This window comes from Sphingomonas lacusdianchii (genome assembly GCF_022664395.1).
GTDB lineage: Bacteria > Pseudomonadota > Alphaproteobacteria > Sphingomonadales > Sphingomonadaceae > Sphingomonas > Sphingomonas lacusdianchii.
Genome location: NZ_JAKRET010000001.1, coordinates 89710 through 113349 on the forward strand (window position 1 = coordinate 89710; position 23640 = coordinate 113349).

Consider the following 23640-nt stretch of genomic DNA (forward strand, 5'->3'; position numbering starts at 1 on the left):
AGCCAGCGCTTCACTTCGCGGCCTTCAGCGTGAAGCTGTCGACGTCGAGGAAACCGGCACCCGGAGCCGGATTATAGCAAAAGATCGCCATCTGCTCGCCCTGGAAGGTGCCGGTCCGCCATGCGAAGGCGAGCGGGAAATCGCCACCGATCGGCTGCCAGCGTTTGCCGTCGACGCTGTAGGACAGGCTGCCTCGGTCGGCCTTGAAGTCGAGGTCCATCGCCATCCACAGATTGCGTCCGGCAACCGGTTGCGCCGCAACGCGCTGGTCGATTTTCGGGCCGGTATCGGTGCTCTCGATCAGGTCCATCGCCAGCGACGCCGCGCCCGTGGCATCGCGGGTCACCGCCAGCGTCGCGCTATACTGCCCGAAGGTGCCGAAGCCGCAGCGGTCGCCGCTGCGAATATTGGTGATGTCCAGCTTCACCTCCGCCCGGCTGCGCGGCCCCTGCGCCTTTTGCACCAGCGTATTGCGCGCGGTCCAGAAACCGTCGGCTTTGGTCGGGCGCAGGCGCAGGAAACCGGGGCGCTGCGTCAACGACCAGCGATCGTCGACAGGGTTGTGGTTCCATTGCCACTGCAGGCCGAGCTTCGATCCCGAAAAGGCGTCGGAGGTCGCAGGCTCGGTAAAGGGGAAGCCCTTGATCGGTTTGGCTGCGCGGTCGGGCACGCGGTCGGGCGCATCGGGCGTGCCCCAGACCGGCCAGTCGTCACGCCAGAAAACGGGGCTGAGGTTCGTCATCCGGCCGATCGAGCCGGAATCGATCATCACGAATCCGACCCAGTCGCCGTCGGGCGTGTCGACCAATGCGCCCTGATGTCCGCCGCTCTTGTCGTCGATCTGCGGCCGGGTTTCCCACGGCCCGTACAGGCTCTTCGCCCGCGATACCGTCAGGCCCAGCCGGCGCGGGATCGCATTGAACATATAATAATAGTTGCCGCGGCGGATGATCTTCGATCCTTCGGCCCCGGCATTGTAATGGATCTTGCGGTCGTCGACGACTTTCCGGAAATCGCGGTCGAGCTTGAGCAGCCGGGTCGTGCCGTCCGATCCGATTGACGTCGCGATATAGCCGGTGCCGTCAGGTTCGATGAACAGCCCGGGATCGAACGCCGCCCGGTCGAGCTCGTTCATGGTCCACACGCCGCGCGGGTCGCGGGTGCGATAGATACGCGTATTCTGCCCGACCGGGGTAACGACGATGTAGAAGGTCCCGGCGTGGTGGCGCAGGCTGGCCGCGAACAAGCCGCGACGATAGGCGTCCTTGCCTCCGGTGAGATTATATTCCGGTCGATCGTCCAGCCGGGGCACGACATGGCTGATGATCTGCCAGTTGAGCAAATCCTTCGAATGGAGCAGCGTCAGGCCAGGCGCATTGGCGAACGTCGTAGTGACGAAATAATAATCGCTGCCGACGCGGATGATGTCGGGATCGGGATAATCGGCGTAGAGGATCGGGTTGCGATAGCTGCCATCGCCCTGATCGGCGCGCCACACCTGTGCCGACGCGCTGCCGGCCAACGCGGCCATGGCGAAGAACAACCCCGTCCGGATCGATTTGGTAGCCAAAATCGCTCTCCCATTCCGGCGACTTGCGGCCGTTTATTGTCTGGGTATTCGTCCGGCGTCGATGCGTCAACGCTGTTCGTGGTAGCGTTAACGTGTCAACCGGTCGGCGGGGTCGCGCCGGCGAAGGCGGCAAATCTCGCCTGATTTGACGCCGGGGGTCCGCGTCCGTAGCATCGCCCCGAACGATCGATCCGATATCGAACTGCGGCCCATTAGTTGTACATTGCGCGGGCGGCCGCCGCGTCGACGCTGATGGCAGGGGAAGCTGGGTGAGCACGAAACAGGGGCACGATATCGACATGGCCGAAATCGACGAAGACGTCGCCGACGCGCTGTCGGACGAACCCGCCGCCCCGGCGCGTAAGGGATCCGGCCGCCGGTTGCGGGGGGCGGTCGCCCATTATCTCGGCACCGCCATCGTATCGGGCCGGATCGCACCGGGCGAGTTGCTGACCGGCGAAGTCGCCAATGCCGAAGCGCTCGACGTGTCGCGCAGCGCCTATCGCGAGGCCGTGCAGGTGCTGACCGCCAAGGGGCTGGTCGAAAGCCGGCCGAAGATCGGGACACGGGTGCTGCCCCGGCGGCGGTGGAACTTTCTCGACCCGATGGTCCTCGCCTGGGCGTTCGAAGGGGAACCGAACATCGCGTTCATTCGCGGCCTGTTCGAGTTGCGCGCGGTCGTCGAGCCGGCGGTGGCGCGGTTGGCGGCGGAGCGGCGCGACAAGGACGATATCAAGGCATTGCGCGCTGCGCTGGGCGGGATGCGCCGCCACACGCTGGCGACAGAGGCGGGGCGCGCCGCCGACCGCGATTTCCACGACGCGTTGATCTATGCCACGCATAACGAGACGTTCGTCGCGCTGAGCGCAAGCATCGGCGCGGCGGTCAACTGGACGACGCAGTTCAAGCAGCGCCAGCGCGCGCTGCCCCGCGATCCGGTGCCCGATCATACTCGCGTGTTCGAAGCGGTGGTGGCGGGCGATGCGAAGGCCGCCGAGGAAGCGATGACCTCGCTGGTGTCGCTGGCGCTGGAGGATACGCGCACGGCGATGTGACGGCCCCCGACGGTGCGAACGCGATGGTAGCGCCGCCCGCACGGCTGTTGCATGGTAGCGCTCACAATAAATGGGGAGAGGTTATGCGTTCGATTCGGGCCTTGGCAGGCTGTGCGCTGTCGGCATCGCTGCTATGGGGGATGCCGGCCCATGCACAATCGGCGGCGCCGGTACTCGCCAATATCTTCGCCGACCATGCGGTGCTGCAACGCGACCGTCCGATCGCGATCTGGGGCAGTGCCGCCCCCGGCACGCCGGTCACCGTGAAACTCGGCGATCGCAGCGTCACCGCGCAGACGGGCAGCGACGGCAAATGGCGCGCGACGCTGCCGGCGATGCCGGCCGGGGGGCCCTATGTGCTGGAGGTCGGCAGCGGCACGACGGCGGCCCAGCGCCTTTCCGACGTCATGGTTGGCGACGTGTTCCTGTGCGGCGGACAGTCGAACATGGAGTTTCAGGTCAAGCACGCCACCGGACTGGAAGTGATCCCGTCGGCGAACGATGCGTCGCTGCGCTTCACAACCATCGCCGACAGCAGCAAGACCGCGCCCGCCGCCGACCTCGCCAAGCGGGTCGACTGGCGCAGCGTCACGCCGGAGACAGTCGGCGACGCGTCGGCGGTCTGCTACTTCATGGCGCGCTCGCTGCGTGGGACGGAGAAGGTGCCGATGGGCATCATCGCCTCCGAATGGGGCGGAACGCGCATCGAAAGCTGGATCAGCGCGCCTGCGCTCGCGACGCAGCCGGGCTTTGCCGACGGGCTGAACGCGGTCGCGTTGTACGATCGCGATCCGGCGGCGGCAACGGCGGCGGACGGCACGCGCCGGGAAAAGGCATGGGAAGCGCTCGACCCGGCGGCCAAGGCCGAACGCGCGTTCCGCAACGCAAATTACGACGATCGCAAATGGACGACCGTGCCTGCGCAGTACGAACAACTGCCCGCCGCCGATCGCGACCGGCTCGGCGGCGTCGTCTGGCTGCGCACGACGGTCGATCTGACGCCGGCCCAGGTCGCGGCGGCGCAGACACTGCGGCTGGGACCGATCGGGCGCTATGACGAAACCTATGTCAACGGACGCTTCGTCGGCGGCGGCAGCGTCGACTGGGCATGGCGCAACTACGCCATTCCGGCCGCTATGCTGCGCGCCGGGCGCAACGTGATCGCGATCCGTACGGTCGGCCCCAAGCAGGACGGGCGCTTCACCGACATGAGCATCCGCACCATCGGCTTGGCCGATGGCACCGCCGTGCCGCTGTCGGGGCCGTGGCGTTATCGGATCGGGTCGGCGCTGAAGGATGTGTCGGTCGGTCCGGCGCCATGGGACGTGCCGAACAGCCTGACCACGCTGTACAACGGCATGATCGCGCCGATCGCGCCGTACGGTCTGAAGCTGGCGGCATGGTATCAGGGTGAATCGAACACCGGGCAGGCGGCGGCCTATCGCGGGTTGATGTCGACGCTGATGGCCGATTGGCGGCGCGCCTTTGCCGCGCCCGATCTGCCGTTCTTCGTCGTGCAGCTGACCAGCTATGGCAAGCCCGCCACCGCGCCGCGTGACTCGGGTTGGGCAGCCCTCCGCCAGTCGCAGGCACAGGCGGTCGCGGCCGATGCGCATGCCGGCCTTGCCGTCACGATCGACGTCGGCGACCGGTTCGATATCCACCCCGCGCAGAAGACGGTGATCGGCGAGCGGCTGGCCCGGCTGGCACGGGTCGTCGCTTATGGTCAGCCGGGCCTGCGCAGCGGTCCCGAAGCCGCCGAAGCGGTGCGACAGGGGGACGATGTCGTCGTCCGCTTCCGCAACGTGACCGGCGGCCTGCAACGCTATGGCGGGGCAGGGGCGATCGGGTTCGAACGCTGCGCGGGTACGACGTGCAGCTTCGTCGACGGGCGAGTCGAGGGCGATATGGTCGTTCTGCCCGGCGCCAACCGGCCGGAGGTGACGGCGGTGCGCTACGCCTGGGCCGATGCGCCGTTCGTCAACCTGTTCGACGGCGCCGACCTGCCGGCGGCACCGTTCGAACTGCCGGTGCGCTGACGGTCTCCGGGCGGCGGGGAGGGAGCCCCGCCGCCCGGTCGATCAACCGGCGACGAAGCTGGTCGTCGCGATATGGTGCAGCTTGTCGACCGGCCCGCCGGCAACGCGCAGCTTGCCCGTCTCGGCCTGCGCCGTGGTCAGCAGGTAGCGTCCCTTCGCCGCGACCGGCACGGTGACTGCGCCCTGAGCATCTGCAGTCAGCTCGATGCTCTTGCGATCGGGGGTAATGACCGTGATCCTGGCGGCGGGCACCGGCTTGCCACCCTGCAGCAACGCAAAGCGATTGCCGCCGGCCGTCAGTGGCGCGATCTCATAGGGCATGGCGGTCGCGGTATCGGCACGGCCGGCGCGGGCATAATAGACGACGCCTTCCTTCGCCCCGGCCTCGCCCCATGGCGCGAACACCGAATCGTCGGTGACGCGGACGTCGCCCGCCGGCACCGCGGCTTCGAGATAGCCGGCCTTGCGCTGTAATTGTGCACCGGCGTCCCCGACGATGCGCGGCGCGACCAGCCGCTTGAATTCGGGATCGCCACCCGGCGGCAGCGGCTCGGCCGGTTCGCCCAGATAGATACGCGCCGGGCCGGCCCCGTCGCGCTCGACCCAGATTTCATGGGCATCGGCCACCGCTGGCACTGCCAGCGCGAGAATAAGGGCCAGCGTTCGCATCGATCTCTCCTGTTCGGTCGGCGTCCGCGACGCCATGCCCCGGCATAGTTATAATGAGAGTAGGTCGCAATAGCGTTGCAATGTCCATTTCGTGCCGTTAGTGCGGCACCTATTGAAAGTAACTCGCAAAGGGGGAATGATGAAGCGTCTGGTACGCACGACGACGCTGGCGGGGTTGCTTGCGATGGCGGCAGCGGTTCCGGCACTGGCCGAACCGGTCGTTCCGGCGGACGAGGAAGCGGACGCGCAACGAGGGGAAGAGATCATCGTCGTCGGCAAAAGCTATGGGCAGGCGGTCGGCAAGACCGTTACCCCGCTGAAGGACGTGCCGAACACCATCACCGTGATCGATCAGGCGCAGTTGCAGCAGCGCAACCTGTTCACCCTCGAAGACGCGCTGACCGTCACCAACGGCGTGACCGTGACCGGGATCAGCAGCGAGGACCCGTCCTATCTGTCGCGCGGCTTCACCATCAACAACTATCTGGTCGACGGCGTCCCGACCTTCGCCTTCGGCTTTCCGGCCGCCGTGCCCGACCTGTTCCTGTACGACCGGGTCGAAGTGCTGCGCGGGCCGGCCGGACTGTTCAGCGGCGCGGGCAATCCGGCGGGTAGCATCAATCTGGTGCGCAAGCGACCGCTCGACAGCTTTACCGTCAGCGCCCTTGCCGGCTATGGCAGTTTCCGGAATGTCCGGGGCGAAGTCGACGTGTCGACACCGCTCGACGATCGCTCCGGCCTGCGGCTGGGCGCAATGGCGCAGGATCAGGACCAGTTCTTCGACGTCGCCCACCGCTATCGCTTCGCCGCGTTCGGCGTGGCCGATACCGAGATCGGTGATCGCACGACGCTGACTGTCGGTGGCAATTACGACCTGTTCAAGCCGGCGATCCAGTCGGGCCTGCCCGGAGTTGTCGGCGGTGCCGATGGCAGCGACGGGCGGCTGTTGGACGTCGATCGCTCGACCTATCTGGGCGCCGACTGGAACCGGTTCCGCTCGGAAAGCTGGTCCGGTTTCGTCGAACTGGCGCACCGCGTCAGCGACCGCTGGACATTGCGCGCGACGGGCCTGCTGACCAATGTCGATCGCATCGACATCTACAGCTATATCGGCAACCAGCCGGTGACCCCCGCCAATGGCGGCACCACCAACCACATCGCCTATCGCGGCGACAGCGCGATGCAGACCCGGTCGTTCGACTTCAACGGCGTCGGCAGCTTCCCAGCCTTCGGCCGCGACCAGACGCTGATCCTCGGCGCCGATTATCAGGCGAGTTCGGCGACGTCCGATTTCACCCGCCTGTCCAACTATGCGCGGATCAACGTGTTCGATCCCGTCTCGCCCGCCGAACCGCCGCTCGACCCCTATGGCCCGTTGCCGGCGTTTCAGGGACCGAACGGTCCGGTGACGCAGGTCTATGGCGGGTCGCATACCGAGATTGAGCAATATGGCCTCTATGGCCAGATGCGGCTCAGCCCGCTGGCCGGGCTGACGCTGGTCGGCGGCGGGCGCATGACGTGGTGGGACACGACCATCACCACCACCCGCGTCGCGACCGGGACGATCCCGCTGCCCGGCCGCTACGGCTTCGACGAACGCTTCACCCCCTATGCCGGCATCGTGTGGGACGTGACCGGCGATCTGAACCTCTATGCCAGCTATGCCGACAGCTTCACGCCGCAGGCCCCGCCCGCCGGCCGCAGCCTGCCCGGCGGCGGCGCGGTCGAGCCATTGATCGGCGAACAATATGAGGTCGGCAGCAAGCTGTCGCTAATGGACAAGCGGCTGTTATTGTCGGCGGCACTCTATCAGATCACTCAGACCAACCGTCTGTTCAACGATCCCAACGAACCGACCCTCGCCTATCAGATCGGCAAGGTCCGCGCGCGGGGGATCGAGGCGGAGGCAAGCGGCGAGATCCTGCCGGGCTGGCGGATCAACGGCGGCTATACCTTCACCCGGACAAAGTATCTGGAGGACGCCAATCCGGTGCTGGAGGGATTGAGCCTGTTGCCGGTCATTCCGGAACATATGGTCAAGCTGTTCAGCAACTACGAAGCCGGCGACGGCCCGCTGGCCGGGGCCAGTATCGGCGCGGGGGTGACGTGGTTCGATGGCACGTGGAGCGGCAACCCACCGGCCTATAACGCCAACGGTACGCTGCGAACGCCGTCGACGATCGTGCGGCAAGGCAGCTATGCGGTTGCCGATCTGCGCGCCGGATACCGGATTACTGACAATCTGTCGCTGGCGCTCAACGTCAACAACCTGTTCGATCGAACCTATTATGCGCGTATCTCCTCGACTGGCCGGGGCAACTATTACGGCAGCCCGCGCACGGTGTTCGCCAGCGTGCGGGTGAATTTCCCGTGATCGCACAGGCGCGGCATATCCTGTGGCGGCGGCTGGCCGACAACGCGCTTCGTCTGATCGCGGCGATGCCGGTTGGTTATGCGGTCGCCAGCCTGTGGGCGATGGCGCTGGCGCGGATCCTGCCGGGCGATCCGGTACAGACGACGATGGCGGCGGCGCTGATCGCGCTGCTCCTCTGCGCCCTCGCCGCGATGTGGGCCTATGCCGCACGTAGCGGCTGGCGGGCGCTGTGGACCTTGGCCGTGGCGGGCGGGGTGGCCGGTGCGATCACCTGGGGATCGGTCGCCATCTGGGGGCGGATATGAGCAAGGGATTTCGCCAGTCGCAATCGACGCTCCACACCTGGTCGGGGTTGTTGCTCGGCTGGCTGTTGTTCGCGATCTTCGTCGCGGGCACCTCGGCCTATTGGCGCGAGGCGATCAACCGCTGGGCGCGGCCCGAACTGGCGCCGGTCGCCAGTCGGGAACATGTCGTCGAGGGCGCCGTCGCCTTCCTCAACCGTCGCGCGCCGGATGCGCAGAGCTGGTTCATCACCGTACCCGGCGCCGAGAGTGCCGGCGGCGACGTCTTCTGGGTGCCGCAGGCCAAGCCCGGCGAGGAACGTCGCCGGGGACACCGCGATACCCGCGCCTTTATCGGCAGCGACGGGCAGGAAGGGACTGCGCGCGACACCCGCGGCGGCGACTTCTTCTACCGCTTCCACTTCGACCTCCATTATATGCCCGTGTTCTGGGCACGCTGGCTGGTCAGCATCGCCGCGATGTTCATGCTGGTCGCGATCTTCACCGGCATCGTCACCCACAAGAAGATTTTTCGCGACTTCTTCACGTTGCGCCGGGGCAAGGGACAAAGGTCGTGGCTCGACGGGCATAATGCCACGGCCGTGCTGGCGCTGCCGTTCCACCTGATGATTACCTATACCGGGCTGGTCACGCTGATCGCGATGCTGATGCCCTGGGCGATCGTCGCCAATTACGAGGATCCGGCCAAGCTCTACGCGGCGGTCTTTCCCGAGGCGCCGGCGGTCGAGCGGACCGAACGCCCGGCACCACTGACCCCGCTCGGCCCGGTGCTCCGCGATGCCGAACGGCGGCTGGGCGGCGCGGTCGGCTACATCACCGTCTTCAACCCCGGCGATGCGGCGGCACGGATCACCCTGACCCAGTCGGGCACGTCGATGCTGTCGGCGCGGGCGCCGGCACTCGCCTATGACGGCGTGACCGGGCGGCTCGTCTGGCGCGCCCCGCCGCCCGGTGGCGCGGTCGAGACGCAGGGGGTGATGGTCGGGCTGCATGCCGGGCGGTTCGGCGATTATCCGATGCGCTGGCTGTATTTCCTGTGCGGCATCGCCGGCTCACTGATGGTGGCCAGCGGACTGGTGCTGTGGACGGTCAAGCGGCGCGAGCGGCTGCCCGATCCGGCGCGACCGCATTTCGGCTTCCGGGTCGTCGAGCGACTGAATGTCGGCTTCATCGCCGGCTTCCCGATCGCGATGACGCTGTATCTCTGGGCCAACCGGTTGCTGCCGCTCGACATGGCGGCACGCGCCGATGGCGAGATCAACGCGATGTTCGCGGGCTGGGGCGTGCTGTTCCTCTACGCCCTGCTGCGCGGACCGGCGCGAGCATGGGTCGAGTTGCTGGCATTGCAGGCGGTGCTGCTGATCGCGCTGCCAATCTATAATCTCATCGCGCTGCCGACCGGATTGGCGACGACGATCGCGCGAGGCGACTGGGTGCTGGCGGGGGCCGACCTGACCTTCCTCGCGCTCGGCACCGGCTTCGGCTTCGCGGCATGGCGGGTACATCGCTTCCGTCCGAAGGCGCGGCGGCGCACCGCTCGCGCTGCTTCGGCAGTCGACACTGCAAACTGGGCACCGGCCGAATGATCCTGCTCGCACTCCTATTGGCGCTTACAGCCTTTGCGCTGCTCGCCCTCGCCAGCGACCGCCATCGTAACCGGTGGCAGGGTATCGACCCTAGGTGGCGTCGCCGCGGCGGCTGGACGCTGATCGTCGCGACCTTCGTCGCGGCGTTCGCCGCATGGGGGCCAGTCTATGGCGCGATCGGCGGCACCGGCTTGCTGATGCTGGGGGCAGGCGCGAGCTTCCTCGCGCTCAACCTCACCCGGCCGTAAGCTCGCTCGCCCACGGTTCGAACGCATCGCGCGCGCGCGACGTGTACATCTTCTTGCGATCGGCCTTCTTCGTCCGGCCGGGGATCGGCGGCATCAGCCCGAAATTGACGTTCATCGGTTGATAGGTCTCGGCCACCGCCGCACCGGTGATGTGATGGAGCAGCGCGCCCATTGCCGTTTCGACCGGCGGTGGCGCGACATTGCGTCCCGCCAGTTCGGCTGCGGCAAACCGTCCCGCCAGCAGCCCGACCGCCGCGCTTTCGACATAGCCTTCGCACCCGGTCATCTGCCCGGCAAAGCGCAGATGCGGCCGCGCCTTCAGTCGCAGCGTCGGGTCGAGCAGTTCGGGCGAGCGGATGAAGGTATTGCGATGCAGCCCGCCCAGCCGCGCGAACTCGGCATTCTCGAGGCCGGGGATAGTGCGAAACAGCCGAACCTGTTCGCCATGCTTCAGCTTGGTCTGGAACCCGACGATATTCCATAGCGTGCCGCTGGCATTGTCCTGCCGTAACTGCACCACCGCATGCGGCCACCTTCCCGTACGCGGATCATCAAGCCCGACCGGCTTCATCGGGCCGAAGCGCAGTGTATCCAGCCCGCGCTCGGCCATCACCTCGATCGGCATGCAGCCTTCGAAATAGGGGACGTTTTCCCATTCGCGGAACTCGGCCTTTTCCGCCGACATCAGCGCGGCATGAAAAGCCTCATATTGTTCGCGGTTCATCGCGCAGTTGATGTAATCCTTGCCGTCGCCCTTGTTCCAGCGGCTCTGGAACCATGCCTGCTCCATGTCGATCGAGTCGCGATGGACGATGGGTGCGATCGCGTCGAAGAAGGCAAGCGCCTCCGCCCCCGTCGCGCTGCCGATATCGCCGGCCAGGCCGGGGGCGGTCAGCGGGCCGGTGGCGACGATCGTCATGCCGCTGTCGGGCAGGGTGTCGATCCGTTCGCGGACGATGGTGATGTTGGGATGCGATGCCAGCGCGGCAGTGACAGCGGCAGAGAAACCGTCGCGATCGACTGCCAGCGCCGATCCCGCCGGTACCTTGTGTTCGTCACCCTTGGCCATGATGAGCGATCCCAGCGCCCGCATCTCGGCATGCAGCAGTCCGACCGCGTTCGATTCGGCGTCATCCGAGCGGAAGCTGTTCGAACAGACCAGTTCGGCCAGATCGTCGCCCTGATGCGCGGGCGTGCTGTCGCCGCCGCCACGCATTTCCGACAGGCGGACCTTCGCCCCGGCCTGTGCCAGTTGCCACGCGGCCTCGGACCCGGCGAGCCCGCCGCCGATGATATGAACGTCATACTGCATGTCCGGGCGTCTAGGCCCGTCGAACCAAACCGGCAATGAACGTACGAAACGGACCGCCGATTTATTGGGTTACGCGTTGGTGGCGTGCGACGAAGGGAAAGCGCATGAAAATCTACACGATCGGATATGAGGCGGTAACCGTGGCGGAATTCGTCACGGCGTTGCAGGCGGCGGGCGTTCGGCGGGTCATCGACGTACGCGCACTTCCCCTGTCGCGCCGGCCGGGCTTCTCGAAATCGTCATTGGCGGCCGAACTGGCTACGCACGGGATCGACTATGTGCATCTCAAGGCGCTCGGCACACCCAAGCGCGGACGCGACGCGGCCAAGAAGGGCGACGTCGCGACCCTGCGCGCGGTGTATGACGAGCAGTTGGAACTGCCCGAGGCGCAGGCGCAGGCGGCGATCATGCTCGGGCTGGCAGCGGAGATGCCGTCGGCGCTGCTGTGCTTCGAACGGGACCCGGAACATTGCCACCGGACGTTGCTGCTCGAAGCGGTAGGGCAGGGTGCCGAGATAATAGAACTCTACCCCTAAATCCTCCCCGGCACGGGGAGGGGGACCAGCCGCAGGCTGGTGGAGGGGGGCTTCGGCAAGCGGAGCGGCGGTGGTGAGCCCCCACCACCGCTTCGCGGCGGTCACCCTCCCCGTGACAGGGAGGATTTCAGCCCGTAACCGGCCGCTGTACCCGGCCCGCGTCATCCCGGTGCAACGGCCCGTACGCCACCACCACTTCCAGCGGCAGCGACCCATACAGATGCGGAAACAACTGCCCGCCGCGCGACGGCTCCCATTTTACCGCCTCGCCCAGCGCCTCCAGATCGACCTCCGCCACATGCAGATCATCCTGCCCGGCGAAATGCTTGTCGACGGTCTCGGTCAACTGGTCGAAGGTCGACAGGTGGATATAGCCGTCCGCCATATCCACCGGCGCGCCGTCGAAGCTGCCCGCCTCCAGCACCGCCATCTGTTCGGCGGTCAGCACCTTGAAGGCGGTGGCGGGCTTCATTCCTCGATATCCTTTTCGCTGATCGTATCGGGGCCGGTCCCGTCGTCGAGCACGATATCGCCCTCGACCGGCGGCATCGCGGCGCGTTCCTCGGCGACGATCGCCTCGGCTTCGTTCTCGGGGGTCTCGTCCTCGTCGATCTTCGCGGCGGACACCACCTGTTCCCCCATGCCGACGCGGAAGATGGTGATTCCCTGCGTATTGCGGCCCGCGACGCGAATGTCGCCGACGGTAGTGCGGATCAGCTTTGCCTGATCGGTCACCAGCATCAGCTGTTCGCCATTATGCGCCGGGAAGCTCGCCACGACCGGCCCGTTGCGGTCGGAAGTGACGATATTGGTGATCCCCTGACCCCCACGCCCCGTCCGGCGATATTCGTACGCCGAAGTCCGCTTGCCGAAGCCGTTGGCGGTGACGGTCAGGATGAATTCCTCCGCCGCCTCGAACTCGGCCATGCGTTCGGCAGACAGGGTAACTTCGCGGTCGCCTTCCTTCCACGGCGCTGCCTTCAGATACTGCTCGCGTTCCTCGGCGCTCGCATCGAACCCGCCAAGGATCGACAGCGAGATCACCTCGTCGTCCTTGCCCAGCGAAATGCCCCGCACGCCGGTCGAGGTCCGGCTCTGGAACTCGCGCACGTCGGTCGCGGCGAAGCGGATCGCCTTGCCCGCCTTGGTCGCGAGTAGCACGTCGTCGGTCTCGGTCAGCAGCGCCACGCCGATCAGGCGATCGTCGCTGTCGTCGTCGAAACGCATCGCGATCTTGCCGGCAGTCGGGATATTCGCGAACGCATCCATCGAGTTGCGCCGCACCGTGCCATTCGCCGTCGCGAACATGACGTGCAGGTCGCTCCACCGCTCCTCATCCTCCGGCAGCGGCAACACGGTCGAGATCGTCTCGCCGGCCGCCAGCGGCAGCAGGTTGACCATCGGCCGCCCGCGCGTCGCCGGTCCCCCTTCGGGCAGGCGCCATACCTTCATGCGGTACACCTTGCCGGCGGTCGAGAAGAACAGCACCGGCGTATGGGTGCTGGTCACGAACAGGTTCGTGATCGCATCCTCGTCCTTGGTCGCCATACCGGCGCGGCCCTTGCCGCCACGCTTCTGCGCGCGGAAGGCGTCGAGCGGGGTGCGCTTGATATAGCCCTGCACCGTGACGGTGACGACCATCTCCTCGCGCTCGATCAGATCCTCGTCGTCGATGCCGTCGGCGGCCCCGGCGATCTCGGTCCGGCGCGGCGTCGCGAATTCGGCGCGGACGTCGACCAGTTCCTGCCGCATTACCGCATACAGCTTGGCGCGGTTGCCGAGGATTTCGAGCAGATGGCTGATCGATCCGGCGAGTGTCTTCAGCTCCTCGCCGATCTCGTCGCGGCCCAGCGCGGTCAGGCGATGGAGCCGCAGGTCGAGGATCGCGCGAACCTGCAGGTCGGACAGACGATACACGTCGCCGGTCGTGTCGGCCTCGACCGCCTCGACCAGCTTCAGATATGGCGCGATCTCCGCGACCGGCCATTCGCGCGCCAGCAACGCGGCCCGGGCGGCGGCGGGGCTTTCCGACCCGCGAATGATCCGCACCACCTCGTCGAGATTGGTGACCGCGATCACCAGACCCAGCAACAGATGCGCCCGCTCGCGCGCCTTGGCCAGTTCGTACTTCGACCGGCGAGTGATGACCTCCTCGCGGAAGCCGACGAACGCGTCGATGATCTGGGCAAGGTTGAGCAGCTCGGGCCGCCCGCCACGGATCGCCAGCATGTTGGCGGCGAAGCTCGACTGCGCAGGCGTGTGCCGCCACAGCTGGTTCAGCACCACGTCGGGCGTCGCATCGCGCTTCAGGTCGATGACGATCCGCACGCCTTCGCGGTTCGACTCGTCGCGAATGTCGCTGACGCCTTCGATCCGCTTGTCCTTGGCGGCCTCGGCGATCTTTTCGACCAGCCCCGACTTGCCGACCTGGAACGGGATTTCGGTCAGCACGATCGAGCGCCGCTCGCCGCGGGCCTCGACCATATGGCGCGAGCGCAGGATGATCGACCCGCGACCCCCGGCATAAGCCGCGCGCGCACCGGCGCGGCCGAGCATCAGCGCGCCGGTCGGAAAGTCCGGCCCGGGCACGATCTCGCACAGTTCCTCGTGAGTCAGCGGCTCACCGCCCTCGACCCGGCGATCGATCGTGGCGAGGCAGGCATCGACCACTTCGCCCAGATTGTGCGGCGGGACGTTGGTCGCCATGCCGACCGCGATGCCGCCCGCGCCGTTGACCAGCAGGTTCGGGAAGCGCGCCGGCAACACCGCCGGCTCGCGTTCCGATCCGTCATAATTGGGCACGAAATCGACCGTATCCTTGTCGAGATCGTCGAGCAGCGCCATCGCCGACTTTGCCAGCCGCGCTTCGGTATAGCGCATCGCCGCCGGCGGATCCGGGTCCATCGACCCGAAATTGCCCTGACCATCGATCAGCGGCAGCCGCATCGACCATGGCTGCGCCATGCGCGCCAATGCGTCGTAGATCGCGGTGTCGCCGTGCGGGTGATATTTACCCATCACGTCGCCGACGATGCGCGCCGACTTGCGATACGCCTTGCCGGGAACGAAACCGCTTTCCTGCGCCGAAAACAGGATACGGCGATGCACCGGCTTCAACCCGTCGCGCACGTCGGGCAGCGCGCGGGCGACGATGACGCTCATCGCATAGTCAAGATAGCTCGACCGCATCTCGTCCACGATCGAGATGGGGGCGATATCGGATGGGTCGGCGATCAGCGTCGCGTCTGTCAAAGTTCGGTGCTTTCGGGGAATGTTTCGGTTGGGCGACAACCTAGCCGGTCGGGTCGCGAAAGCCAAGCGTTGCGGCTCGGTTCGACAGGCGCCCGGAACATGCTGCGGCGCAAAAAGTTGCTCCAGCCATGCGCGACATCCAACGTTTCCTGAACACACTGCCCCCGGCCGCTGCCGATCTCACCACGGTCGCGATTTCGGTATTGGCGGCGTTGCTTCTCCACGCGGTCCTGTTCCGGCTGCTGCAACGCTTCGCGGCACGCACGCCGGGCTCGGTCGACGACGTCTATGTCGACCATGCGTGGCGGCCGATGCGGTGGATCCTCGTGGCGATGGCACTGGCCAGCGTCCGTCGGCCGCTGCGCCTGCCCGAACGCTGGGACGATCTATGGACGCAGATGGCGGGGCTGATCGTTCCGTTGCTCATGGGCTGGTTCGCGATCGCCATGATCCGCGCGTCGGTAAAGGCGGTCGAGGTTGCGACCGACATTACCGTCGCTGACAATCTGCGCGCCCGGCGGCGGCGGACGCGCAGCGCCATATTGGGGCGGATCACGATCATCGCCATCGGCTTCGTCACCGTCTGCCTGATGCTGTTGTCGATCCCCAGCATCCGCTCGATCGGCGTCACGCTGATGGCGTCGGCGGGTCTCGCCGGCCTCGCTGTCGGTGCGGCGGCGCAGCCGGCACTCAAGAACATCATCGCCGGCGTGCAGATGGCGTTCACCGAACCGATCCGCATCGACGACGTGGTCATCATCGAAAATGAATGGGGCCGGATCGAGGAAATCCGCCTGACCTATGTCGTCGTCCGCCTGTGGGACGAACGTCGGCTGGTCGTGCCGGTGTCGAAATTCCTCGAATCGAGCTTCCAGAACTGGACCCGCACGACCAGCGGACTGCTGGGATCGGCGTTCTTCTGGCTCGACCCGACGACCAACATCCCCCGCCTGCGCGCAAGGTTCGAGGAGTTGGTGAAGGACGATCCCCTCTGGGACGGGCGTGCTTATGTGTTGCAGGTGACCGATACCAAACCCGACGCGATCGAGGTCCGCATCCTCGCGACCGCGTCCGATGCCGCGCGCGCTTTCGACCTGCGCTGTTCGCTGCGCGAGGGGATGCTGGCCTATATCCGCGACGAAATGCCCGAGGCGCTGCCGCGGCGGCGGGTGGCGCTGGACGGGGCGGCAGAACCGATCCGCGGCCTCGGCTGACGGTCGCGAACCACCGTCGCGCTCCGTCCTTCCCGCGAAGGCGGGACTTCTGCGAAAGTCCACTGCACCGTGTCCCGGCGAAGGCGGGGATCAAGGGCCACATGCGAAAGCGTTGGTTTGCTTGGCTCTGGACCCCCGCATCCGCAGGTGTAAGGGGCAGGAGGCGGGATAGGTAGCGGGCTTCTTTTACGTACCCCGGCGGAGGCCGGGGCCCAGGTGGGTAGGCTTCTCCGGATCTTACGATCGTCTCCCAACTGGGCCCCGGCCTCCGCCGGGGTACGAGTAGATTTTGGTAGGGTGTGCGACTTTCGCAGACGTCACGCCCTCGCGGGCGTGACAACCGGGCGGCTGTTGCCGGTAGCCTTCAGCCCTTCCGCCCCGCCACAAACGCATCGACATTGCGGCCGAGCACCGTCATCGGCACCCCGCCGCCCTGCACGACCGCGTCGTTGAACGCCTTGAAGTCGTAGCGGTCGCCAAGCGCCGTCTTCGCCCGGTCGCGCAGGCGGTTGATCTCCGAATGCCCGACCTTGTACCCGCATGCCTGTCCCGGCCACGAACAATAGCGGTCGACCTCGCCGGTCACTTCGTCGACGCTCGATCCGTTGGTGCTGGCGAACCAGTCGATCGCCTGTTGCCGGGTCCAACGCTTCGCGTGAAGCCCGGTATCGACGACCATCCGGCAGGCGCGGAACGCGATCGACTGGAGATAACCGAGCCGTCCGACCGGATCGCCCTCATACGCGCCCAGTTCGTCGCCCAGTTGTTCGGCATAGAGCGCCCAGCCTTCCGAAAAGGCGTTGAACTGCAACAGCGAGCGGATCAGTGGCAGGCGGAAGCTGTATTCGCCCTGCCATACATGGCCGGGGATCGCCTCGTGATAGGTCAGCGTCGGCAGCGAATAGCGGGTCCAGATGCCGGTATTGCGCAGGTTGATCCACATCTTGCCCGGCACCTTGCCGTCGATCGACCCCGGCCCGCCATAGGCGCCGGGTGCGCCGGCTTCCTCGACCACCGGGATGCGCTTCACTTCGACATTGCCGGGCGCCAGCGTGTTGAAGGCGCGCGGCATCCGCGCGCGGATGTCGCGCAGCCGGTTCTGGACAAGCTCCATGATCTGCGCGCGGCCGGCATCGCCCTCCGGAAAGGTGAAGCGCGGGTCCTTGCCGAGTGCGGTCATCCGCTCGCCGACGCTGCCCTTGGTATAGCCGAGCGGCTTCAGGATCGCGTCCATCTGCGACTGCAACCGTGCCAGTTCGTCGCGGCCCATCGCATGGACTTCGTCCGGGGTCATCGTCGTCGTAGTCGATGCGCGCAACGCCCAACGGTACCAGGCGTCGCCATCGGGCCGCGCCCACATGCCGGCATCCGACGTCGCCTTCTTCCGGTCGTCCTGCAGCGCCGCCAATTGCCGTTCGAGCGCAGGCTTCACCCGGTCGCGGGCGATCGCGGTCGTCTGTGCGCCCCAGTCGCCCGGAATGTCCTTGGTCCGCCGGGTCAGCGACGTGACCACATCCCAGCTCGCCGGATCGCCACTCAGCGCCTGGGTCATCTGCTTCAGCGTCTTGTCGAGCAGGAAATCGGGCGGCACCACCCCGCGCGCCGACGCCGCGCGCACCCGTGCCGTCTCGGCATCCAGTTGCGTCGCATAGCTGTCGAGCCGCGCCAGATAGGCATCGGCATCCGCCTTGGTCGCGATGCTGTGATCGCTGTCGAGGAAACGCGGTATGTCGAGATAGGCGCCGACATTCTGGATCACGACATAGGGGGTGTTGCGCCACCCCCCGACCGCGACGTCGCCATAGGGAAGCGCGAAGCCGTCGAGCGCGGTTTCGAACGCGGTCCTGACCACGTCGATATCGGTCCGTGTCGCGGGAGACAGCGGCGCGGTGTCGATGGCTTTCAGCGTCGCGACATGTGCGCGCAGATGCTCGGCGATCGCCCGCTGGCCCGCCGCCGACCGATCGCCCAGCCGCGCCTTCAGCGCCGCCCGCGCGCCGGTGTCGATGCCGAGACCGCCCGCCGCCTCCGGCGCGTCGACCAGCATCGCCTCGGCGATCCGCGACAGCGTCGCTTCGGCAGCCTTGTCGGCGGCGCTGGCCGTTGACGCGGTGGACGCGGCAGTCTGCGCCCGGGCGGGCAGGGCGGCGGCCAGTGTCGTTGCGGCGGCACCGGCGATCCAGTCGCGGCGGGTCAGTTCCATCGGCAATCCTTGTCAGCGAAGCGGTGCCGCCTTGTCCTGCGCCGCGTGGCCGTCGTCAATCGTCCGACGCGACGGTCAGCGTCGATCCGCTGACCCCGACGATCCGGACGCGGCGACCGACATCCAGATCGGGTCCGCGCGCGATCCAGTCGCTGTCGCCGACCCGCACCCGCCCGATTCCGCCGACGATCGCTTCGACGACCACCACGTCCTGCCCGATCAGCCGCGCCGCGCGATCGTTGAGCAGCGGATCGTCGCTGTCGACCGGATAGTCGGCGTACCAGCGCCGCCCGATCAGTACGGTCACCACGCTCCATGCCCCGAACACCGCCAGTTCGGCCGGCAGGGTCAACGCCGGGAACAACAGCGCCAGCAGTCCGGTGATCGCCGCCGCGATGGCGACGAAGACGAGGAATACGCCCGGCACCGCCAGCTCGGCCGCGCCCAGCGCCGCCGCCAGCAACAGCCAGCCGTACCCGCCTTCGATCATCGCGCGGGCGGCTCGAACGGGCCGACCGGCCGTTCCCGTACCCCCGGGGCAGGAGCGGCGGCGGGCGGGGTGGCTTTGGTTTCGCTCAGCGCTTCCTTTGCCAGCTGTCCGATGCCGCCCAGCGTCCCGATCAGCTGCGTCGCCTCGACCGGGAACAGGATCGTCTTGGCATTGGGGCTGGTCGCGAACTTGCCGACCGCCTCGACATATTTCTGCGCGATGAAGTAGTTGATCGCCTGCGTACCGCCGGCCTCGATCGCGTCGCTCACCACCTGCGTCGCCTTCGCCTCCGCCTCGGCGGCGCGTTCGCGCGCTTCGGAGTCGCGGAACGCCGACTCGCGCCGCCCTTCGGCTTCGAGGATTCGCGCCTGTTTCTGGCCTTCCGCGCGTAGGATTTCGGAGGCACGCGCGCCTTCGGCCTCCAGGATGTTGGCGCGCTTCTCGCGCTCGGCCTTCATCTGCCGGCCCATCGCGTTGACGATGTCGGCGGGCGGGCGGATGTCCTTGATTTCGACGCGGGTGATCTTCACCCCCCACGGATTGGTCGCATGGTCGACGACGCCGAGCAGCCGGGCATTGATCTCGTCACGCTTCGACAGCGTCTCGTCGAGGTCCATCGACCCCATCACCGTGCGCAGATTGGTGGTCGTTATCTGCTGTAGCGCGACATACAGGTCGGACACCTCATATGCCGCCTTGGCCGGGTCAAGTACCTGAAAGAACACGACTCCGTCTGTTGAAACCATCGCATTGTCGCGGGTGATAATTTCCTGTCCCGGGATATCGATCACCTGCTCCATCATATTAACCTTCCGGCCGACACGATAGAAAAAGGCAGGGTAGAAATTGAACCCCGGCCGTGCGACTGCGGTGAAGCGGCCGAAATGTTCGATCGTATATTGATGGCCTTGGGTCACGATCTTCACGCTCATGAACAGGTAAAGCAGCACCAACAGCACCAGTGCCGCGATCACGCCTACGATCATCGTTCATCCCCGCTTGCCTCGACCCAGACCGGTCTAGCATAGCGTCGGCATGGAACCCACCATAAGCCTTGCTCCGCGCAGCCTTTTGTTCGTGCCTGCCGCGAGGACGAACATGATCGCGAAAGCCGCCGGCTTGCCGGCCGATCTGATCGTCCTCGACCTTGAGGATTCGGTTCGTGCGGAGGATAAGGCAGCGGCGCGCGCCGCGTTGCCGGCGGCGATCGAACTGCTTGGCAGTCGCGGTGCGGTTCGCGTCAATGCGCCCGACAGCGACCAGTTCGCCGCCGACCTCTTGGCGATCGGCAATGTGCCGCTGGTCGTCGTGCCGAAGGTGGAGCGCGCCGCCGACCTCGCGCCCCTGGCCGGGCGCTCGGTACTGGCAATGATCGAGACGCCGCGCGGCGTGCTGGCGGCGGCCGAGATTGCCGCGGTCCCCGGCGTAATCGGACTGATGGTCGGGACCAACGACCTCGCCGCCGAACTGCGCCTGCCGCCCGGCGGCGGGCGGGGCGCGCTGGCGCTGGCGTTGCAGGGCGTCGTGCTGGCAGCGCGCGCGGCGGGCGGCTGGGCGATCGACGGCGTGTTCAACGCGCTGGCCGATACCGACGGACTGGCGCGCGAATGCGCCGAAGGGCGGGCGCTCGGCTTCGACGGCAAGTCGCTGATCCATCCCGGCCAGATCGCCGCCGCCAACGCCGCCTTCTCGCCCACCACCGCCGAACTGGAAGAGGCGGCCGCGCTGGTTGCCGCTGCGACCGGCGGTGCGGAGCGGTTTCGCGACCGGATGATCGAGGCGATGCATGTCGAAACCGCGCAAAGGTTGCTCGAACGCGCGCGTTGACGCTTGCCCGTCACGTTTCGGATCGATAGTGGGGCGCATGTCGCTCCGCCCGATCCTCGGACTCGCCGCCCTGCTGTGCAGCGCCTCGGCGGCCCATGCCCAGCACATCACCCCGCAGATGCTGCGCGACCATGTCGCGATACTCGCCGGCGACGCCTATGAGGGTCGCGAACCCGGCACCCCGGGCGGCGATCGTGCCGAAGCCTATGTGTTGCAGGCGTTCGCCGATGCTGGCCTGAAGCCCGGCGCGCCCGACGGCCGCTGGCGGCAGGACGTGGCATTGACCGCGATCGAGGGGAAGTCGGCAACTGCATCGGTGACGCGCGGCGGACGCACCACCCCGTTGACCAACATGGTTGCGATCGGTGCCCAGCCCGATACGCGCGTCGGCGATGCCGGCATCGTCTACGCCGGCGGGCTCGAGGCCGATGCGATCGCCGCCGCCCCGGTCCGCGGCAAGGTCGTGGTGATGCCGCTCAGTGCCGGTCGCGCTGCAAAGGGGCGGGCCTTGGCGAAAGCCGGCGCCGTTGCCGCAATCTATCTGACGCCCGTCACCATTTCCGAAGCCGATGTGCGCGAGAATTTCGGCCGTTCGACCGTCCGCGACGGTGAAGCGCTGCCGATACCGGTCGCCTATCTGTCCGAAGCGCAGGCGGCCGGGCTGCTCGGCGATCGTGCCGCGGCTCTAGCGAAAGCAGGAACCGCCAAGGATTTCCGCCCCGTCGACATCGACGGCACGTTCGACCTGACGGCGACGACCTCCCGCCGCCGCTACACCACTGCAAACATCGTCGGCATGATCCCCGGACGCACCCGTCCGAACGAAGCGGTACTGTTGTCGGCGCACTGGGATCATATCGGTATTTGCCGGGCGGAAGGCGCGCCCGACCGGATCTGCAACGGCGCGGCTGACAATGCCAGCGGCACCGCGATTTTGATCGAGGTCGCCAAGGTCCTTGCCAAGGGACCGGCGCCCGAGCGCAGCATCTATTTCGTCGCGACGACGGCGGAGGAAAAGGGGTTGATCGGCGCCGATGCCTATGCCGCCGCGGTCGCCGAAACCCCGCTCAAGATCGTCGCGAACCTAAATATCGATACTGCCGCGATCGTGCCCACCGGAATGCCGGTGGCGATGGTCGGGCGCGGCAACCATCCGAAGATCGACGCCATCGTCGACGCCACCGCCCGCGCGATCGGCCGCAAGGTCGACACCGATACCGAGGCGAACATCATGGTGCAGCGGCAGGATGGCTGGGCATTCGGCAAGCGCGGCATTCCCGCCGTCATGGCGACCGGTTCGGTCAGCGACATGAAGCGGCTCTTCGCCTATCTCGACGGTCCCTACCATAAGCCGAATGACGACCTCGCGCATATCGACCTGTCCGGTGCCGCCGAGGATGCCGACCTGCATGTCGCGCTCGCCCGCGCACTCGCCGACCCCGCCCGTTACCCCGCCAACTGATACGAGACGACGCCTCCCATGGATATCACCCTCGGCCTGACCTTCGACGACGTGCTGATGGTTCCGCAGGAATCGGACGTGCTCCCCAGCCAGGCCGACCCGCGCACCCGCGTCGCCCGCAATCTCGCGCTCAACATTCCGTTCCTGTCGTCGGCGATGGACACCGTCACCGAAGCTGACATGGCGATCGTCATGGCGCAGCTGGGCGGCATCGGCGTGCTGCATCGCAACCTGACCGTCGAGGAACAATGCGCGGCGGTGCGGGCGGTCAAGCGCTTCGAAAGCGGCATGGTCGTCAACCCGATCACCATCACCGCCGACGCGCCGCTCTCCGCCGCCCGCGCCCTGATGGAGCGGCACCGGATCAGCGGCATTCCGGTGGTCGAGGCATCGGGCAAGCTGGCCGGCATCCTGACCAATCGCGACGTCCGCTTCGCCGAAAATCCGAACCAGCCCGTCGCCGAGCTGATGACCCGCGACAACCTCGCGACCGTCCGCATCGGCGTTTCGCAGGAGGAGGCCCGTCGCCAGCTGCATCAGCGTCGCATCGAAAAGCTGCTGGTGGTCGATGATTCTTACCACTGCGTCGGCCTGATTACCGTCAAGGATATCGAGAAGGCCGTCACCTATCCCAACGCCACCAAGGACGGTGCCGGTCGCCTGTGCGTCGCCGCCGCCACCACGGTGGGGGAAAAGGGTTATGAGCGCACCGAGGCGCTGATCGAGGCCGAGTGCGACCTGATCGTCATCGATACCGCGCACGGCCACAACCGGCAGGTCGCCGAGGCGGTAAGGCGGGTGAAGGCCATCGCGCCGCACGTTCAGGTCATCGCCGGCAACGTCGCGACCGGCGAAGCGACCCGCGCCCTGATCGACGCGGGCGCGGACGGCATCAAGGTCGGCATCGGACCGGGGTCGATCTGCACCACCCGCGTCGTCGCCGGCGTCGGCGTGCCGCAGTTGACCGCGGTCATGGACGCGGCAAAGGCAGCGGCGGGGACTGGCGTGCCGGTGATCGCCGATGGCGGCATCCGCACGTCGGGCGATGTCGCCAAGGCGCTGGCCGCCGGCGCATCGGCAGTGATGATCGGATCGCTGCTGGCCGGTACCGAGGAAGCGCCCGGCGAAACCTTCCTGTACCAGGGCCGCGCCTATAAGAGCTATCGTGGCATGGGTTCGGTCGGGGCGATGGCCAAGGGTTCGGCCGACCGCTATTTCCAGCAGGACATCAAGGACCAGCTCAAACTGGTGCCCGAAGGGATCGAGGGGCAGGTCGCGTTCAAGGGGGCGGCCAAGGACGTCATCCACCAGCTGGTCGGCGGGGTGAAGGCGGCGATGGGCTATACCGGGTCGCACAGCATCACCGATCTGCAGGAACGCGCACGCTTCGTCCGCATCACCAATGCGGGCCTGCGCGAGAGCCATGTCCACGACGTGACGATCACGCGCGAGGCGCCGAACTACCCCACGCGCTGAACCGCACCGGCTGCGGATCATGCAC

Annotated in this window: 19 protein-coding genes; 11 read left to right on the plus strand and 8 right to left on the minus strand. The window is 66.9% G+C overall.

From position 1 onward, the window contains the following. Positions 1-10 precede the first annotated feature (10 nt). On the minus strand, positions 11-1570 hold the full coding sequence (locus tag MF607_RS00440) for a glycoside hydrolase family 43 protein (protein WP_242115433.1): 1560 nt from the start codon (positions 1568-1570) through the stop codon (positions 11-13). A gap of 299 nt (positions 1571-1869) precedes the next feature. Between MF607_RS00440 and MF607_RS00445 the strand changes: the two genes are divergently transcribed. Next, on the plus strand, positions 1870-2625 hold the full coding sequence (locus MF607_RS00445; protein ID WP_242115910.1) for a FadR/GntR family transcriptional regulator: 756 nt from the start codon (positions 1870-1872) through the stop codon (positions 2623-2625). A gap of 83 nt (positions 2626-2708) precedes the next feature. Continuing rightward, positions 2709-4664 carry a sialate O-acetylesterase gene (locus MF607_RS00450; protein WP_242115434.1) on the plus strand — a complete coding sequence of 652 codons (1956 nt, stop codon included), beginning with the start codon at positions 2709-2711 and terminating at the stop codon, positions 4662-4664. Between the two features lie 42 nt (positions 4665-4706). Here MF607_RS00450 and MF607_RS00455 read toward each other — a convergent pair whose 3' ends face one another. Further along, a complete protein-coding gene (locus tag MF607_RS00455) occupies positions 4707-5333 on the minus strand; it encodes a DUF4198 domain-containing protein (RefSeq protein WP_242115435.1) in 627 nt (208 codons plus the stop codon). A gap of 139 nt (positions 5334-5472) precedes the next feature. On the opposite strand from MF607_RS00455, the gene MF607_RS00460 reads away from it, so the two are divergent. The 4 genes from MF607_RS00460 to MF607_RS00475 are packed head-to-tail and all read left to right on the plus strand — an operon-like array spanning position 5473 to position 9843. After that, on the plus strand, positions 5473-7707 hold the full coding sequence (locus MF607_RS00460) for a TonB-dependent siderophore receptor (protein WP_242115436.1): 2235 nt from the start codon (positions 5473-5475) through the stop codon (positions 7705-7707). After that, positions 7704-8012 (plus strand): hypothetical protein, encoded by a 309-nt coding sequence (locus tag MF607_RS00465; protein WP_242115437.1) that lies wholly within the window; start codon positions 7704-7706, stop codon positions 8010-8012. Before MF607_RS00460 ends, MF607_RS00465 begins: the two co-directional genes overlap by 4 nt. Further along, positions 8009-9595 (plus strand): PepSY-associated TM helix domain-containing protein, encoded by a 1587-nt coding sequence (locus tag MF607_RS00470; RefSeq protein ID WP_242115438.1) that lies wholly within the window; start codon positions 8009-8011, stop codon positions 9593-9595. The genes MF607_RS00465 and MF607_RS00470 overlap by 4 nt, the downstream gene beginning before the upstream one ends. Beyond that, on the plus strand, positions 9592-9843 hold the full coding sequence (locus MF607_RS00475; protein ID WP_242115439.1) for a DUF3325 family protein: 252 nt from the start codon (positions 9592-9594) through the stop codon (positions 9841-9843). The genes MF607_RS00470 and MF607_RS00475 overlap by 4 nt, the downstream gene beginning before the upstream one ends. Here MF607_RS00475 and trmFO read toward each other — a convergent pair. After that, positions 9830-11155: a methylenetetrahydrofolate--tRNA-(uracil(54)-C(5))-methyltransferase (FADH(2)-oxidizing) TrmFO gene (gene trmFO / locus MF607_RS00480; protein WP_242115440.1), complete on the minus strand. Its 1326-nt coding sequence runs from the start codon at positions 11153-11155 to the stop codon at positions 9830-9832. The two genes, MF607_RS00475 and trmFO, sit on opposite strands and share 14 nt — an antisense overlap. Positions 11156-11259: 104 nt before the next feature. Here trmFO and MF607_RS00485 point away from each other — a divergent pair, with 104 nt between their 5' ends. Continuing rightward, positions 11260-11691, plus strand: coding sequence for a DUF488 domain-containing protein (locus MF607_RS00485; RefSeq protein ID WP_242115441.1), 432 nt, complete (start codon positions 11260-11262; stop codon positions 11689-11691). Between the two features lie 127 nt (positions 11692-11818). On the opposite strand, the gene MF607_RS00490 is transcribed toward MF607_RS00485, so the two are convergent. After that, complete coding sequence (locus MF607_RS00490; RefSeq protein ID WP_242115442.1) at positions 11819-12163, minus strand: DUF952 domain-containing protein; 345 nt, start codon at positions 12161-12163, stop codon at positions 11819-11821. Then, positions 12160-14943: a DNA gyrase subunit A gene (gyrA, locus tag MF607_RS00495; protein WP_242115443.1), complete on the minus strand. Its 2784-nt coding sequence runs from the start codon at positions 14941-14943 to the stop codon at positions 12160-12162. Before gyrA ends, MF607_RS00490 begins: the two co-directional genes overlap by 4 nt. Before the next feature lie 128 nt (positions 14944-15071). On the opposite strand from gyrA, the gene MF607_RS00500 reads away from it, so the two are divergent. Next, a complete protein-coding gene (locus MF607_RS00500) occupies positions 15072-16157 on the plus strand; it encodes a mechanosensitive ion channel family protein (RefSeq protein WP_242115444.1) in 1086 nt (361 codons plus the stop codon). A gap of 364 nt (positions 16158-16521) precedes the next feature. On the opposite strand, the gene MF607_RS00505 is transcribed toward MF607_RS00500, so the two are convergent. The 3 genes from MF607_RS00505 to MF607_RS00515 are packed head-to-tail and all read right to left on the minus strand — an operon-like array spanning position 16522 to position 19836. Continuing rightward, entirely contained in the window at positions 16522-18360 is a 1839-nt protein-coding gene (locus MF607_RS00505; protein ID WP_242115445.1) for a DUF885 domain-containing protein, read from the minus strand. A gap of 55 nt (positions 18361-18415) precedes the next feature. Beyond that, positions 18416-18850 (minus strand): NfeD family protein, encoded by a 435-nt coding sequence (locus MF607_RS00510; protein ID WP_242115446.1) that lies wholly within the window; start codon positions 18848-18850, stop codon positions 18416-18418. Further along, positions 18847-19836 carry an SPFH domain-containing protein gene (locus MF607_RS00515; protein WP_242115447.1) on the minus strand — a complete coding sequence of 330 codons (990 nt, stop codon included), beginning with the start codon at positions 19834-19836 and terminating at the stop codon, positions 18847-18849. The genes MF607_RS00510 and MF607_RS00515 overlap by 4 nt, the downstream gene beginning before the upstream one ends. 49 nt (positions 19837-19885) lie before the next feature. On the opposite strand from MF607_RS00515, the gene MF607_RS00520 reads away from it, so the two are divergent. From MF607_RS00520 to guaB, 3 genes are read left to right on the plus strand one after another with little or no spacing between them, the layout of a single operon-like run. Continuing rightward, positions 19886-20677 (plus strand): HpcH/HpaI aldolase/citrate lyase family protein, encoded by a 792-nt coding sequence (locus MF607_RS00520; RefSeq protein WP_277925632.1) that lies wholly within the window; start codon positions 19886-19888, stop codon positions 20675-20677. Between the two features lie 37 nt (positions 20678-20714). Further along, positions 20715-22139, plus strand: a complete 1425-nt coding sequence (locus MF607_RS00525) for a M28 family peptidase (RefSeq protein WP_242115449.1) — start codon at positions 20715-20717, stop codon at positions 22137-22139. An 18-nt stretch (positions 22140-22157) separates the two neighbouring features. Continuing rightward, positions 22158-23615, plus strand: coding sequence for an IMP dehydrogenase (gene guaB / locus MF607_RS00530; RefSeq protein ID WP_242115450.1), 1458 nt, complete (start codon positions 22158-22160; stop codon positions 23613-23615). Positions 23616-23640 lie beyond the last annotated feature (25 nt).

Coding starts and splice junctions, on each gene's coding strand:
- MF607_RS00475 (WP_242115439.1), top strand. CDS start 9,592: ATGATCCTGCTCGCACTCCTATTGGCGCTTACAGCCTTTGCGCTGCTC.
- guaB (WP_242115450.1), top strand. CDS start 22,158: ATGGATATCACCCTCGGCCTGACCTTCGACGACGTGCTGATGGTTCCG.
- MF607_RS00470 (WP_242115438.1), top strand. CDS start 8,009: ATGAGCAAGGGATTTCGCCAGTCGCAATCGACGCTCCACACCTGGTCG.
- MF607_RS00510 (WP_242115446.1), bottom strand. CDS start 18,850: ATGATCGAAGGCGGGTACGGCTGGCTGTTGCTGGCGGCGGCGCTGGGC.
- MF607_RS00445 (WP_242115910.1), top strand. CDS start 1,870: ATGGCCGAAATCGACGAAGACGTCGCCGACGCGCTGTCGGACGAACCC.
- MF607_RS00515 (WP_242115447.1), bottom strand. CDS start 19,836: ATGATCGTAGGCGTGATCGCGGCACTGGTGCTGTTGGTGCTGCTTTAC.
- MF607_RS00490 (WP_242115442.1), bottom strand. CDS start 12,163: ATGAAGCCCGCCACCGCCTTCAAGGTGCTGACCGCCGAACAGATGGCG.
- MF607_RS00525 (WP_242115449.1), top strand. CDS start 20,715: ATGTCGCTCCGCCCGATCCTCGGACTCGCCGCCCTGCTGTGCAGCGCC.
- trmFO (WP_242115440.1), bottom strand. CDS start 11,155: ATGCAGTATGACGTTCATATCATCGGCGGCGGGCTCGCCGGGTCCGAG.
- MF607_RS00450 (WP_242115434.1), top strand. CDS start 2,709: ATGCGTTCGATTCGGGCCTTGGCAGGCTGTGCGCTGTCGGCATCGCTG.
- MF607_RS00455 (WP_242115435.1), bottom strand. CDS start 5,333: ATGCGAACGCTGGCCCTTATTCTCGCGCTGGCAGTGCCAGCGGTGGCC.
- MF607_RS00500 (WP_242115444.1), top strand. CDS start 15,072: ATGCGCGACATCCAACGTTTCCTGAACACACTGCCCCCGGCCGCTGCC.
- MF607_RS00485 (WP_242115441.1), top strand. CDS start 11,260: ATGAAAATCTACACGATCGGATATGAGGCGGTAACCGTGGCGGAATTC.
- MF607_RS00505 (WP_242115445.1), bottom strand. CDS start 18,360: ATGGAACTGACCCGCCGCGACTGGATCGCCGGTGCCGCCGCAACGACA.
- MF607_RS00460 (WP_242115436.1), top strand. CDS start 5,473: ATGAAGCGTCTGGTACGCACGACGACGCTGGCGGGGTTGCTTGCGATG.
- MF607_RS00520 (WP_277925632.1), top strand. CDS start 19,886: ATGGAACCCACCATAAGCCTTGCTCCGCGCAGCCTTTTGTTCGTGCCT.